Raw genomic sequence first — 13,080 nt, forward strand, 5'->3', positions numbered from 1 at the left:
GCCAGGCTATTGAACCTTTTTTGAAAGGCTTGGTACAATACAGGTACAGCTTAAGATTCTTTTTTCAAAAAAGACGAAGTCAGGAACGGAGGGTACCTATGATACCGGAAGGCAATTTGAAGAGCAATGTGGATCGGTTTTCAGGCTATGAAGATACTTATGACCGCAACCGCCCTGAGGCACCGCTCAAAGTGATTGAGATCGTTACGGCTTACTTGGGCCGTAAGCCCTCGGTCGTGGCCGATATTGGATGCGGTACGGGGTTGTCCTCTTTTATTTGGAAGGACCATGCCGAGCGTGTCATCGGAGTCGAGCCCAATGACGATATGAGAGGAAAAGCGCTGCAGAAGGCCAGCTCCTTGAATGGAGCGAGCCACATCTCCTTTGTGAAAGGATACTCTAATGAACTGGGCATGGAGTCCGATTCGGTCGATATTGTAACGTGTTCCCAGTCCTTTCACTGGATGGAGCCGGTAAGCACCTTGAATGAAATTGCGCGGGTATTGGTAACAGGCGGAGTGTTCGCCGCTTACGATTGCGACTGGCCGCCTACGCTCACCTGGACTATTGAGGAGAAGTACAATAACCTGATTCAAAAAGCCGATGACACGATCGCCCGGCTTGTCCAGCAATCGGAGCAGGCCCATAGATGGAGCAAAGATAAGCATTTGCAGAGCATCCGCGAGAGCGGCAGATTCCGCTTTTCCAAAGAATTTGTGTTCCACAACATGGAAACATGCGATGCCGAGCGTTATATCGGTTTGACATTAAGCCAAGGCGGGCTTCAAACCGTTTTCAAGCTGGGAGCGACCGATCTCGACGCCGATATCGCTGCATTTAGAGTGGAAGTCGAAGAATATTTCAAAGGAAGAACACTGGACGTGATGTTCAGCTACCGGATGCGTCTTGGCGTGAAATAATTGCGATTCTAACCATTATAGAGGCGGTTGCAGGATGAAATAGCGGGTACAACGGCGGGCAACAGGACCGTTGCAAGCAAAAAGCCTCAAAGACGAAAAGGTCTTTGAGGCTTCGTTTATTTAAGCTTCCCCAACAACGGTAAAACGTTCGTTGATATGCTGCGGCTTCTCGATTTCATCTACAACGGCAATCGCGTAATCCGCGTAGCTGATGTGACTGTGTCCTTGAGAGTTTACAAGCAGCTTGTCCTTGCCCTTTTGATACGCGCCGGTTCTTCTTCCTTCCGGATTAAAGAAGGCCGAAGGACTGATGAAGGTCCATTGGATACCGGTCGACTGCTGCAGATCCTCAAGGTTTTTGCCTTGGTTCGACGCCGTAGCGAAGTACTCTTTAGGGAATTCCGGGGTATCCAGCAAGCGGACTGTTTGCTGCTCGTCCACGAACAAGCTGCCTGCTCCCCCTACAACGATCAATCTTGTTTGCGGCGCTCCCTTCAGCGACTCAATCAATGCTCTTCCCGCCTCCACGTGCAAGTGCTCCTGACCGGCAGGTGCGCCGAAAGCGTTCACGACCACGTCAAACCCCTTCAAATCCTCAGATGTAAGCTGAAATACATCCTTCTCCATTACCGCGATGCTGTTATCCTGTAATTTGGATGCATTTCTTACGATAGCGGTTACCTGATGCCCTCTGCTTACAGCTTCTTTCACAATGAGGCTTCCCGCTTTCCCTGCGGCTCCGATTACTGCGATTTTCATTTTATTTTCCTCCCATAGCATGATTTATATGAATGATATGATTAGCAAGACCCATCGCTCTTGCACTGCAAACCACCGGAGAATCCGGACGATCTATTTGCCAGCTGGCGTGTGATCACTTGCTCCAGAACCTCCTTGCTTACCGCCCCCTGCAGCCGTTCATCCCCGATGATGTAGGTAGGCACTGCCGTAATACCGGCCTCCTCGTATGCGTGTCGGAGGGCCCGCTCTTGAGCTTGCTGGTATCGGCGGCTCCCCAGAGCCTCCCGAAACTCCTCTTCATCCAGCCCAATTTGCGATGCAAGCCGGGACAGCACATCCACGCTGCCAATGTCTTGCTCTTCTTGAAAAAATGCCTGAAACACCTTGGCTATATAATCATTGCCCTTGCCCTGCTCCAAGGCGTAATGGTAGCCTTCAAAAGCCAACCCTGTATATGGGTGCGGTGACACGCGGGGAAGCTTCATGTCCACTCCCAATTGCTGTGCAGTAGGGATGGATGTATGATTCCCAGCCCTTCAGCTTTGAAGGGTCCTGCCAAGGATCGATAGGAGGTGCCGGACTCGGCCGTAATTCGAACGGCATCCATTCTACCTCTACCTCTTTTCCTTTCACCGCTTCATCCAACGGTCCTTTAGCCAGAAAGCAGAAGGGACAAATAAAATCCGAATAGGCTTGGATCTTCAGAGTCATAACGTAGTATTCAACTCCTTTCGCGGATTATTCAAAGGAAGTAAGCTTATCTCATTATGTAACCACAATGGTTACAAGTGTGATTAAAAAAATACAGCCGCCTGCTATTGCTTGAATGTAAGCTTATGAAGCTGAACGGCTATCACCTGTAACTATTATAGTTACAATCTATGTGTATTGTCAACCCTGTTTTTCTCCTTGCTTCACATTATACGCCAAAAGGCACCCCGTCTATCATAACAGGATGCCTTCTTTTGCTATCGACTTTATTTTTTCTTAACGGTAATGGTCCAGGAAGCATCATCGATTTGTTCGTATTCGGTAATCGTATGCCCTTCTTCAGCTGCCCAACGAGGAATGCTCTCCGTCGCCTGGGTGCAATCGAAATTAATGATCAGCTCATCCCCGCTGTTCAGGGATTGGATCGCTTCCTTCGCTTCAATCAGCGGAAACGGGCACACCATGCCCAGCACTTCCAATGTATGTTTCATCTCGGATTCCTCCTATGCTGTAGTCGTTTTAAGAGCTGCCGCAGGCTGCTTGCTTGTCTTCGTACGCGGGCGGACGAAGATGAAGTAGGATGCCGTCCATGTTCCAAGGATCATGAACAGCAAGGAAATCCAGCCCTGCCAAGTCATCATGGCGGTCATGACCAGACCGTTGCCGATGGAGCAGCCGCCCGCCAGGCTGGCGCCGAGGCCCATCAACACGCCGCCGAGCATACTGCGCACGGCCACCTTCGCATCAGGAGCCCGGAAACGGAACTCCCGGCTTGCTTTGGCCGCGATGAAGGAACCGACGAAAATCCCGAGAACCAGGAATACTCCCCAGTTCAAATATTTTTTGCTGTCGCCGGTAATCAGGTATTGCAAAATATTCGCAGTCGGCGTCGTAATCCCGAGCCCGGACATTCTTCCGGTCGCTTCACTTAGCGGCCACGCAATCAGCGCAATTAGCCCTACGAGAATAGCCGTAACGAACGGATGCCAACGCTTCTCGAACAGCAGATGATTAAGCCCGGATCTTTTGGCCTTCATCGAAGGGATCATCACTTTGGGCTTGCGCAGATGTCTTACTACAAGGAATACGGTGATCAGCGTCAGCAGCGCAATGAACGGCCATACGCTCATCCCGAACGTTGCCGGAATGGAATTCGTCGGAGCGGCGAATACCTTGAAGCTGTCATTCACCGGAACCAGCACGCCGGTTTTCATGACGGCGCTCGTTACCATATAGCCGAATAAGCTGATCCAGCTGCCGATCAGTCCCTCCCCGGCCCGATACCAGGTCCCTGTAGCGCACCCCCCGGCCAATACGATCCCGATCCCGAAGATAAACGAGCCGACGATCGTCGCCAGCCAAGGAAACGCCCCTGCCTTAAATTGAATAAGTCCCATCTGTATAAGCGCAAAAACACCGATGCTTTGAATAGCGATAGCAATCAGCAGCGCGTAGAACATCCGGTTATCTTTGGCCAAGTACATATCCCGGAAGCCGCCGGTCAAGCAAAATCGCCCACGCTGCATCACAAAGCCCAACAGCGCACCGCATAACAAACCGGTAAATATCATTTGTCCCACAACGATTCTCCTCTCTCATTTAATATCCGAGTAATTCGATATGATTTATTGTATAATCATTGTAGCATAACAAGAACGGGAGTCAATGAACAATATTTCCTTCCTGCCCTATATTTTCAAGCGGGGAGGACGAATCCCATTAGTATAAAAAGTATACTATCTAACAAAAAGGTGGGTACTTGTATTAATGTATATAATATATAATAATTATCATTAGAGACTGTCTTACAAATTATTGGCTCTCATGCTGAGGGCATCATAGGGAATCATGTTATCATTACCAGATGGATCCCACATCGATGAACCTAAGCCCGACTCGCGTCGATTTCTTAGGATAAACATAAAGGAGAGTGACTCTAGTGAACGAAGCAACTGCAGGAGCCGCTGCCAAACGGCTGCAGGACATCCCTTTCTCTATATTGGATTTGGCCCCGGTAAGGGAGGGCGGCACACCGGCCGATTCCTTCCGGAATTCGCTGGATCTGGCCCGGCATGCAGAAGCATGGGGCTATCACCGGTACTGGCTCGCAGAGCATCATAATATGCCTGGTGTCGCAAGCTCTGCAACCTCTGTCGTGATCGGCTATATTGCTGCCGGCACCACCAAGATCCGGGTAGGCTCCGGGGGCATCATGCTGCCGAATCATGCTCCTCTCATGATTGCAGAGCAATTCGGAACGCTGGAGTCCATGTATCCGGGCCGTATCGATCTTGGTCTTGGCAGAGCGCCGGGCTCGGACCAGCCCGCCATGCGCGCTTTGCGCCGCGGCCTTGGCAGCGACGGCAGCGATTTCCCCGAGCAGCTGGCAGAGCTGCGAGCTTATCTGAACCCTTCGGCCATCGACTCCCGGCCTATGGGCGTTAGAGCGGTGCCCGGCGAAGGCCTCGATATTCCGATCTGGCTTCTCGGCTCCAGCGGCTTTAGCGCTCAGCTGGCAGGTCAGCTCGGGCTGCCGTTTGCCTTCGCAAGCCATTTCGCGCCGGACTACCTGATGGCTGCCTTGCAGCTGTACCGCAGCAGCTTCCGCCCGTCGGAGGTGCTGGATGAGCCTTACGCGATGGTCGGTGTCAACGTCGTCGCTGCGGAAACAGACGAAGAAGCCCGCCGTCTGGCTACCTCGCACGAGCAGCAGTTCCTGAACATCATTCGCGGCAGAACGGGCCAATTAAAGCCGCCGGTTGAGGATATGGATGCGCTTTGGACCGAGCAGGAGAAGGCGGTCGTCCGCAGGCAGCTGAGCTACTCCGTTGCCGGTAACAAAGACACCGTCCGGGATAAGCTGCAGCAGATCCTTAATCAAACGCAGGCCGACGAGCTTATCATTACAGGCCAGATCTATGACCATCAAGCGCGCCTGCGCTCTTATCAGATTATCGCCGAGGACGTGAAAGGAAACACCAAGGCTTAACACAAAAAAGGAGCATTCCCGTGAACTGCACCCCAATTGTTAGACACCTATCTAACAACGGAGGTACAGTTTAGGGCTGCTCCTTTTTTCTTTCTATTTAAGGCGTTATTCCGGGCGATCCAGCACGAACTGCTCACCCAGCTTCGAGTAGCTGGCTCCGGCAAGCCGGCTTACCGGCTTCAACGCCTCTGCCTTGATGTGGCCGTGATCGTAGACAGACTCGTCGATGTGAAAGCATACCACCCTGCCGATTAACAGATCGGCAGCGGGCATCTCCGGCGTGCCGCCGAGAGGAATGGACTGCTCCAGCAGGCATTCCATTCGGATTCGCGCTTCAGCAATACCGGGTACCGGGATCATGTCGCTTTTTACAGTGGACAGCCCTGCCCAGGCCACCTCACTCTCTTCCGGCGGAAGTGAAGCGGCCGTCCGATTGATCTCGCAAATATAGGCTTCGTCCGCTATATGAACAACGAAGGCTCCCGTATCCGCCGCATTACGGGCCGTATCCTTACTGCGGCCCTGCTTTCTTTGCACAGAAACCGAAATCATGGGCGGATCTGCGGTAACAATATTGAAGTAGCTAAAGGGCGCCGCGTTCACTACCCCTTGGGAGGAGAGCGTCGTCACCAAGGCAATGGGCCTTGGGATGATGCTCCCGATAAGCAGCTTATAGCTTTCCCGTTCACTAATCTCACTAGGATGGATGGTTATCAAGGAAGCACCCCGTTTCGTTTAAGTAGTCCTCATTGAGCCGATCCAAATGATTCCCGGAACCACTCGGCTGCGGCCTCCACTTCAGTACGGGTCAGCTGATGCCCTGCCCGTTCCCAATGGACGGTGACGGAGGCTCCTGCTCCTTTAAGCAGCGACGTTAGCTCCTCCGTCTCTTCCGGTGAGCAGATCGGGTCGTTCATACCAGCCCCGATAAAGACCGGCACCTTCTTCAAATCCGGCAATCCGATTCCACGGCGCGGAACCATCGGATGGTGCAGGACCGCTCCCTTGAATGCATCCGGATAGTGGAACAAGAGGCTGCCGGCGATATTAGCGCCGTTCGAATAGCCCACTGCCACGAAATTCCGGCGGTCCAAGCCGTGCTCTGCGGCAGCCTGATCGAGGAAATCATAGACTTCCTTCGTACGGAAGATCAGATCCTCCTCATCGAACACTCCCTCCGCCAGCCGGCGGAAGAAGCGCGGCATTCCGTTTTCGAGCACATTGCCGCGGAGGCTTAATACCGAGGAGCCCGGCGACAATGCTTGAGCTATCGGCAGCAGGTCTCGCTCCGTCCCTCCCGTACCATGGAATAGCACGAGCACCGGTGCTTCGCTGTCAGTTCCTTTTTGAAATAGATGCCTCATTATTCATCGCCCTCCAATACACGTACTTCGATAGGATCCAGATTCGCTTCGATTTGCGGACGGTTCGCCTCGTACCATGCGGGAAGCATCAGCTTCTCACCCAGCTCCTCCGGTGTCTCGTCGCGTGCAAAGCCTGGAGGATCTGTAGCAATCTCGAACAGGATTCCGCCTTCTTCACGGAAGTAGATAGCATTGAAATATTGACGGTCAATGATAGGAGTCGGACGGAAGCCGCTATGCTCCACTTTGCTTCTCCACAGCTCATGCTCTTCATGGTCTTTAGCCCGCCATGCGATATGGTGAACCGTTCCTGCTCCGCCGTGCCCATATTCCATCGGAGTTACGTTCACGTCGATTACGTTACCCAAGTCACCTGTCGCTTTGTAGCGGGTATATGATCCCTCCTGGCCGATTTTTTGAAGCCCCATGACCTGCTCCAGCAATTGGCCGGTTTGAACCGGGGCCGTACTGAACAGAACCGCGCCTCCGAACCCTTTGATGGCTTTCTCAGCCGGAACGCCCCCGAACGACCATTGGCTAGGCGCTCCTTCCTCTCTCTCGACAATTTCAAGCCGCAGCCCATCCTTGTCGGAGAATTGAAGGTACTGCTCGCCGAATCGTTCCGACTTCATCACAGAAACACCGAGTTTTTTCAACCGAGCTTCCCAAAACTCCAGCGAGCCGACAGGGACCGCATACGAGGTAATTCCTACCTGCCCACCGCCGATACGGCCTTTACGGGACCCTGCATAGGGGAAGAACGTAATGATCGTGCCCGGACTTCCGATCTGATCTCCGAAATACAAGTGGTACACTTCCGGCGCATCGAAGTTAATCGTTTTTTTAACCAGTCTCAAACCAAGCACTCCGGAGTAGAAATCGACGGTTTCCTGTGCATTCCGTACGAATGCGGTAATATGATGAATTCCAGCTGTTTTAGTCATTGTAAAATCTCTCCTTTATTTATGGTTAATTAATGTTGTATTAATAAAATTGCGATCTATCAAAAGGTGTTGTAGCTGACAAACTCTCCGGTCGGCTTGCGGTAGCCGCGCGGTCTTTGACTGGCTTCCTTGCCGATCGTAATCAGCATGGCCGGGACGTAGTTATCGGGGATATGAAGCTCTCTGCGAAGCGCCTCCGGATCAAACCCGATCATCGGGCACGTATCCCAGCCCTTATCCTTCGCGGCGAGCATGAACAGCATAGCGGACAAGCTGGCATTGCGAATCGCTTCTTCCTGCTTGAACGTTTCCCCTCGCTCCTCATAAAACCCAAGAACCGACTCGACGGTCATGTCATATTCCTGCTTGCTCATGACCCCTAGCTGGAGAAGGCCTTCGTTGATCGCAGCCACCTCCTTGTAGGCATCCTTGTTGCCAAGGACGACTATCGCCGCGGAAGCGGTTTTGACCTTATACTGCTGGTTGGCCGCCTCGTATACTTTATTTTTGAGCTCCGGATCCCTCACGACAAGGTAATGCGTATGCTGCAGATTAAAGGCGGACGGAGCGAATTTGACAAGCTGGAACAGCTCTTCCAGCTCCTTATCCAGTATTTCCACACCGGGAATAAAGTTATTTGCCGATCTGCGTGCTTTCAATAACGTTGTAAAATCGCTCATAACAGACTCACTCCATCCTATGTTTTTCAAAAAATTAGCGGATCAAAGCATCCAAAGAATAAGCTCCTGCACCGATCAATGCTACGCCTACGGCTACGGCAATCAGCATCAGATTGTATTCATAGCCGTTGGAGGTTGCCCAATAGCCGTTTTTCCCATGGACCTTAACTATGGCACCCAGCATCGTGAGGACAATCAGCGCGGCTCCTACCTCTGTGAACAAGCCGGCAGCGAACAGCAAGCCCCCGATCAGCTCCATCAGCCCGGATAACACAGCCATCAGCACGCCCGGCTTAATGCCGACCGACTCCATCCAGCCCCCGGTTCCTTTAGGGCCGTAGCCGCCGAACCATCCGAACAGCTTCTGGGCTCCATGCCCCGCAAAGGTCAAGCCTACAACCAGACGTACAATCAATAACCCTAATGCAATACTCATTTGAAATCCCTCCGTTTTTTGATTTTATTAATTTAAAGAATCTTAAATTTAAGATATTTGGTAAAAATGAAAGCAGTTATCTGCAGTTTTATGCAGAACTACTTGAAATGACCCTGTGCGTGCTTGCCGAGCTTCTTGAGCAGCTGGCTTGCGACCCGCTTCTCCTCGAGGGTGAGTCCTTCCACCGCTTTCTCGATGACCTCGGCATGCTGAGGAAACACGTCGTCAATGAACTGCTTGCCTTTATCGGTAATCTCAGCGAAGATGAGACGCCGATCCTCGGTAGAAGCTTTCCTCTGCACGAATTCCTTCTTCTCCAGCTTATCTACCACATAGGTTATGTTGCCGCTGCTCATCAGTACTTTGCCGCCAATTTGTTGAATGGGCTGCGCCCCCTTGTGGTACAGCAGCTCCAGAACCCCGAACTCGGTTCTATTTAATCCATGACTTCGGATATCCCGATCCGCGTGTGCATTCACCCATTGGCTTGCTCTTGATAGTGCGATATATAAGTCCAGGGAAGCCTCGCGATCCTGTGCCATCCTGCTCACCTCCGATGTGTTGATCAAATATCTTAAATTTAAGATACTTTATTTTGATCTATTTGTCAACACGTTATTTTTAAAAATTATTTCCTTCCGGCATTTCTCCTTCGGATTGCAGCCCTTAATTTGCCCCTTGTTGGGTGCGTCCATCCGTCGTTTCCCTTTCCTTATAAGAAAAAGCCCGCTATCGCAGGCTTTGTTCTTACGCTGATTATTTTAACTGCTTGATTGCATAGGAGTGGCGGTCGTTTTCCTTTTTCAATTCCGCCGTGTAACCGTCTCTCAGCTCGTTCAAACGGGTTTTTAACGACTCGATCTGCTGCTGGGCCGCTCCTTTTTTAAAGATTTGGTCGATCAGCGTCTGGGCGTCAGCCAGCTGCTTCTCCAGCTCGGCTCTTGCCGTTTCCGCTGTTTTGGAGCTGTCTCCCGAGAGCGAATTGATTTTATCGAGAATCTCCTTATGCTTCGTTCGCGCTTCATCAAGCGCTTTATCGTAGGATGCCTGGCTGGAGTAAGCCCCGGGACTATCCTTGCGCACCTGTGCGAGCTGGTCCTCCAGCTGCTTCCGGTCCTGATTGTACCTCTCTTTAATCTCGTAAAGAGCCTTCTCGTGCCGCTCATTCTCCTGCTTTATCGGATCGGACTGCGAGCCTGGATTGGTGTTGGGCAGCGTCGTCGTATCATTCCCTATCTCGACTTTCCGGATCAGAACATCATTGCTGTACTCGCTGACGGACAACAATGTCCCCTTCTTATCATAATAGGAGATCATGCCGTCCATCATATTGTTTCTGAAATCCCCTGTAATCTTCTCGCCCTTGGACGTGGTATAGGTTCCCTTGCCGTCCCGTTTGCCGTCAACAAAGTCGCCTTCATAGACGTCGCCGTTCTTATATACCAGCTTGCCTCGGCCGCTAGGCTGTCCGTTATCAAACGGGCCCGTGTATTTGTCCCCATTCTCGTAATACAGAGTACCGTTAGAGCGCTCCCCGTTTGAGAATGTTCCATCAAAAACCAGGCTTCCCGCTGCCGAATACTGCTTCCCGGCTCCACTCAGCACGCCGTCCTTCATAGCGGCATCGGTCTCCAGCTGGCCGTTGTCGTAATAGCTCTTGGAGCGGCCGTCCTTTGGTACGCCGTCCGCCATCGTCCCGTCAAACAGCACCTTCCCGATCGAATTGACCAGCTTGCCCTTCCCTTCCGGAGATCCGTCGACGAGCATTCCCGTATACTTATCTCCATTCGGGTACACGTATTCCCCTTTTACAGGCTTGGAGCTGTCCGTAGTCGTGTCTGTCGGCTTGGACGGATTCGCCGTTCCCCCGGTGCTTCCGGTTTTCCCCGGTGTAGTTGTGCTCTTGGGCGTAGTCAAATAAATGGTGGATGTATTCTGAACCCATTTGACCTCTTTGCCGGAGGCTTCACCGACAAAGCGGAGCGGAACGAGCGTATTGCCGTCCACCAGCCGCGGCGCCAGCTCCAGCTCACTCAGCTCTTCATTCACATAGGCATCTGTGTCATCGATAACCAACTCGATTGTCAAGCCATCCTTGGTGCCTGTTACCGTCTGCGTGTCGGCATCCCAGCCCACAGTCAGCCCGAGCTTTTCAAAGATAGCCCGGAAAGGCACGAGTGTCGTCCCATTTTCCAGCACCGGCTGTACCTCGAATTTGACCAGCTTATTGTCCAAATAGACTCGTATCGGCCGTTCCGCCGCGGCATTCACGGAATAGGGCAGCGCCAGTGCGCCCCACAGCAAACAAGCCGATAGCATGGCGTATCGTTTTTTCATACCCGGCTATCCCTCCCTGTACATCCTGTCTCTATTGTATAAAATCTTCCATTAGGTGTCGAAACTCCTACTTGGTATATCGACCGATCGGGAGGGAATCTTAACTCTTTTCGCACTATTCTCATCATGACAGAAGGAGGCCAAGCGGAAAATACATGCGTAAGCAGCAAAAAACTCTCATCCCCTCAGGGACAAGAGCCTCAATGTACGGCATTGAATTAATCGATATAGGTGACGATGCCCTTTTCCGTCAAGTAGTCCATTTCCAGATCCAGAATGGTTTCGACTGTCAGCTCGTCCAATTGGACATCCTTGCGGCTCATTACATAATCTACAATCTCATCGCTGTCGATATCATCTTCCTTGGCGTTATTGATAAAAGTCTGCTCGTGCTTCAAAACCAGCCTGATGCTCGCTTCGTCCACCTTCGTCTTATCTGCAATGAACTGCACAAGCTCCTGTTCGTTAATAGCTTCGCTCATGATCGTTATCCCCTTATTGTCTTTTTAGTGCCATTGTAACATAATTTGCGCTTACGACCTACATTTCTATTCCTCCGGGTTTCTTAAACGGCAAAAAGCCCCGTCCGTAAAAGAAGCTTCTTTCACACAAACGGAGGCTTATTATTGATCAACAGAATGCTTGGAGCACCATGAACTTAAGCGGCTTTAGGGTCCGCCGCGGATGAGGCTTCATCCTTGGAGCTGGACAAGCACAGATTTAATACAATGGCTGTCAGGGAGCCGGATACGATGCCGTTTTGCAGCAGCATCTTGGCAAAGTCCGGCAGCTGGTCGAACATCTGAGGCAGCGTTGCCGAGCCCAGACCGACCGCGATACTGCAAGCGGCGATCAGCAGATTCCGCTCTTTGCGCAGATCCACCTCGGATAAGATGGAAATACCGGAAGCGGCAACCGACCCGAACATCACGATCATGGCTCCGCCAAGTACGGCATTCGGAATGACGGTCGTCAACGCAGCCAGCTTAGGCAGCAATCCGAGTACGACCATGATCCCGCCCGCGGCGAAAATAACATCCCGGGACTTCACACGGGTCAAAGAGATCAAGCCGACATTTTGCGAGAAAGCGGTGTAAGGGAAAGCATTGAAAATACCGCCCAGCATAATCGCCAAGCCTTCGGAACGCAACCCGTTCACGATTTGCTTCTGCTCGACCTTCTGATCCGTAGCTTTGCCTACGGCAAAATAAACGCCTGTAGACTCCACCATGCTCACGATGTTGACAATAATCATGGTCACGATAGCAGTAATGCTAATTTGAGGAATACCGAAGTAAAACGGCTGTGCAATGCTGAACCAGGATGCTTCGCCAACCGACGAGAAATGCACGATGCCCATGAAATAACCGATTACGGTACCGACCACCAAGCCGATAAGCACCGATATAGCGCGAAGGAAGCCTGTGGCCAACCGGTTCACCAGTAAAATTACGAGCAGCGTAATCACAGCCAGCAGCAGGTTGTGGGGCTGTCCGAAATCCGGGGCGCCCTGTCCGCCTGCGGCATTATTCATAGCGACCGGAATCAGCGAAAGTCCAATGATTGTTACGACCGATCCGGTTACGATGGTAGGGAAAAATTTGAGCATTTTGCCGTACAGCGGCGCAGCCAGAACGACGAATAGGCCGGATATAATAATGGCCCCATACGTGGTCGCTAAATTCGAGGTTGATGCGATAGCGATAATCGGTCCTACTGCCGTAAACGTACATCCCAGCACGACCGGCAGACGGCTTCCGAAAAATCGGGTTCCCATGACCTGCAGGATCGTAGCGAGTCCGCATGTGAACAGATCGGCAGCGATCAAGTAAGCCATTTGGGCGGGAGTCAGCTTCAGTGCTCCCCCCACGATCAGCGGCACGACAACGGCCCCGGCGTACATGGCCAGCACGTGCTGGAAGCCTAGCGTCACTACCTTTTGTTTGCTTAACATTCTT

Annotated in this window: 14 protein-coding genes and 1 pseudogene; 2 read left to right on the top strand and 13 right to left on the bottom strand. The window is 51.9% G+C overall.

From position 1 onward, the window contains the following. Nucleotides 1-98: 98 nt before the first annotated feature. Complete coding sequence (locus ABEA66_RS11830) at nt 99-920, top strand: class I SAM-dependent methyltransferase (protein ID WP_345587687.1); 822 nt, start codon at nt 99-101, stop codon at nt 918-920. 120 nt (nt 921-1,040) lie between these two features. On the opposite strand, the gene ABEA66_RS11835 is transcribed toward ABEA66_RS11830, so the two are convergent. The 4 genes and pseudogenes from ABEA66_RS11835 to ABEA66_RS11850 form a co-directional block, all read right to left on the bottom strand. After that, nucleotides 1,041-1,679: an NAD(P)-dependent oxidoreductase gene (locus ABEA66_RS11835; protein WP_345587688.1), complete on the bottom strand. Its 639-nt coding sequence runs from the start codon at nt 1,677-1,679 to the stop codon at nt 1,041-1,043. A 41-nt stretch (nt 1,680-1,720) separates the two neighbouring features. Beyond that, nucleotides 1,721-2,372 (bottom strand): annotated as a pseudogene (locus tag ABEA66_RS11840) (DsbA family oxidoreductase). A 266-nt stretch (nt 2,373-2,638) separates the two neighbouring features. After that, entirely contained in the window at nt 2,639-2,863 is a 225-nt protein-coding gene (locus ABEA66_RS11845; RefSeq protein ID WP_079911254.1) for a sulfurtransferase TusA family protein, read from the bottom strand. A 12-nt stretch (nt 2,864-2,875) separates the two neighbouring features. After that, on the bottom strand, nt 2,876-3,943 hold the full coding sequence (locus ABEA66_RS11850; RefSeq protein WP_345587744.1) for a YeeE/YedE thiosulfate transporter family protein: 1,068 nt from the start codon (nt 3,941-3,943) through the stop codon (nt 2,876-2,878). 368 nt (nt 3,944-4,311) lie between these two features. Here ABEA66_RS11850 and ABEA66_RS11855 point away from each other — a divergent pair, with 368 nt between their 5' ends. Next, the gene (locus ABEA66_RS11855; protein ID WP_345587689.1) at nt 4,312-5,361 is read left to right on the top strand and encodes an LLM class flavin-dependent oxidoreductase; all 1,050 of its coding nucleotides are present in this window, start codon (nt 4,312-4,314) and stop codon (nt 5,359-5,361) included. 105 nt (nt 5,362-5,466) lie between these two features. Here the strand turns inward: ABEA66_RS11855 and ABEA66_RS11860 are convergent, their stop codons facing one another. From ABEA66_RS11860 to ABEA66_RS11900, 9 genes are all read right to left on the bottom strand, one after another. Then, the gene (locus tag ABEA66_RS11860) at nt 5,467-6,078 is read right to left on the bottom strand and encodes a flavin reductase family protein (RefSeq protein WP_345587690.1); all 612 of its coding nucleotides are present in this window, start codon (nt 6,076-6,078) and stop codon (nt 5,467-5,469) included. Between the two features lie 29 nt (nt 6,079-6,107). After that, nucleotides 6,108-6,725 (bottom strand): alpha/beta hydrolase, encoded by a 618-nt coding sequence (locus ABEA66_RS11865; RefSeq protein WP_345587691.1) that lies wholly within the window; start codon nt 6,723-6,725, stop codon nt 6,108-6,110. Beyond that, the gene (locus ABEA66_RS11870; protein ID WP_345587692.1) at nt 6,725-7,669 is read right to left on the bottom strand and encodes a ring-cleaving dioxygenase; all 945 of its coding nucleotides are present in this window, start codon (nt 7,667-7,669) and stop codon (nt 6,725-6,727) included. Before ABEA66_RS11870 ends, ABEA66_RS11865 begins: the two co-directional genes overlap by 1 nt. A 59-nt stretch (nt 7,670-7,728) precedes the next feature. Next, nucleotides 7,729-8,349, bottom strand: a complete 621-nt coding sequence (locus tag ABEA66_RS11875; protein WP_345587693.1) for a nitroreductase family protein — start codon at nt 8,347-8,349, stop codon at nt 7,729-7,731. Nucleotides 8,350-8,383: 34 nt separating this feature from the next. Continuing rightward, a complete protein-coding gene (locus tag ABEA66_RS11880; RefSeq protein WP_345587694.1) occupies nt 8,384-8,785 on the bottom strand; it encodes a DoxX family protein in 402 nt (133 codons plus the stop codon). Nucleotides 8,786-8,883: 98 nt separating this feature from the next. Then, a complete protein-coding gene (locus ABEA66_RS11885; RefSeq protein ID WP_079911261.1) occupies nt 8,884-9,327 on the bottom strand; it encodes a MarR family winged helix-turn-helix transcriptional regulator in 444 nt (147 codons plus the stop codon). Between the two features lie 214 nt (nt 9,328-9,541). Then, on the bottom strand, nt 9,542-11,122 hold the full coding sequence (locus ABEA66_RS11890) for a stalk domain-containing protein (RefSeq protein ID WP_345587695.1): 1,581 nt from the start codon (nt 11,120-11,122) through the stop codon (nt 9,542-9,544). Between the two features lie 218 nt (nt 11,123-11,340). Beyond that, nucleotides 11,341-11,604, bottom strand: a complete 264-nt coding sequence (locus tag ABEA66_RS11895) for a hypothetical protein (protein ID WP_345587696.1) — start codon at nt 11,602-11,604, stop codon at nt 11,341-11,343. 176 nt (nt 11,605-11,780) lie between these two features. Further along, entirely contained in the window at nt 11,781-13,076 is a 1,296-nt protein-coding gene (locus tag ABEA66_RS11900) for a nucleobase:cation symporter-2 family protein (RefSeq protein ID WP_079911264.1), read from the bottom strand. Nucleotides 13,077-13,080: the final 4 nt, after the last annotated feature.

The organism is Paenibacillus vulneris (genome assembly GCF_039543185.1).
GTDB classification, from domain to species: Bacteria; Bacillota; Bacilli; order Paenibacillales; family NBRC-103111; genus Paenibacillus_S; species Paenibacillus_S vulneris.

What these genes read in the sequence shown, in the direction of transcription:
- ABEA66_RS11830 (WP_345587687.1), top strand. Translation starts at nt 99, where the DNA reads ATGATACCGGAAGGCAATTTGAAGAGCAATGTGGATCGGTTTTCAGGC.
- ABEA66_RS11835 (WP_345587688.1), bottom strand. Translation starts at nt 1,679, where the DNA reads ATGAAAATCGCAGTAATCGGAGCCGCAGGGAAAGCGGGAAGCCTCATT.
- ABEA66_RS11845 (WP_079911254.1), bottom strand. Translation starts at nt 2,863, where the DNA reads ATGAAACATACATTGGAAGTGCTGGGCATGGTGTGCCCGTTTCCGCTG.
- ABEA66_RS11850 (WP_345587744.1), bottom strand. Translation starts at nt 3,943, where the DNA reads ATGATATTTACCGGTTTGTTATGCGGTGCGCTGTTGGGCTTTGTGATG.
- ABEA66_RS11865 (WP_345587691.1), bottom strand. Translation starts at nt 6,725, where the DNA reads ATGAGGCATCTATTTCAAAAAGGAACTGACAGCGAAGCACCGGTGCTC.
- ABEA66_RS11870 (WP_345587692.1), bottom strand. Translation starts at nt 7,669, where the DNA reads ATGACTAAAACAGCTGGAATTCATCATATTACCGCATTCGTACGGAAT.
- ABEA66_RS11875 (WP_345587693.1), bottom strand. Translation starts at nt 8,349, where the DNA reads ATGAGCGATTTTACAACGTTATTGAAAGCACGCAGATCGGCAAATAAC.
- ABEA66_RS11880 (WP_345587694.1), bottom strand. Translation starts at nt 8,785, where the DNA reads ATGAGTATTGCATTAGGGTTATTGATTGTACGTCTGGTTGTAGGCTTG.
- ABEA66_RS11885 (WP_079911261.1), bottom strand. Translation starts at nt 9,327, where the DNA reads ATGGCACAGGATCGCGAGGCTTCCCTGGACTTATATATCGCACTATCA.
- ABEA66_RS11890 (WP_345587695.1), bottom strand. Translation starts at nt 11,122, where the DNA reads ATGAAAAAACGATACGCCATGCTATCGGCTTGTTTGCTGTGGGGCGCA.
- ABEA66_RS11895 (WP_345587696.1), bottom strand. Translation starts at nt 11,604, where the DNA reads ATGAGCGAAGCTATTAACGAACAGGAGCTTGTGCAGTTCATTGCAGAT.
- ABEA66_RS11900 (WP_079911264.1), bottom strand. Translation starts at nt 13,076, where the DNA reads ATGTTAAGCAAACAAAAGGTAGTGACGCTAGGCTTCCAGCACGTGCTG.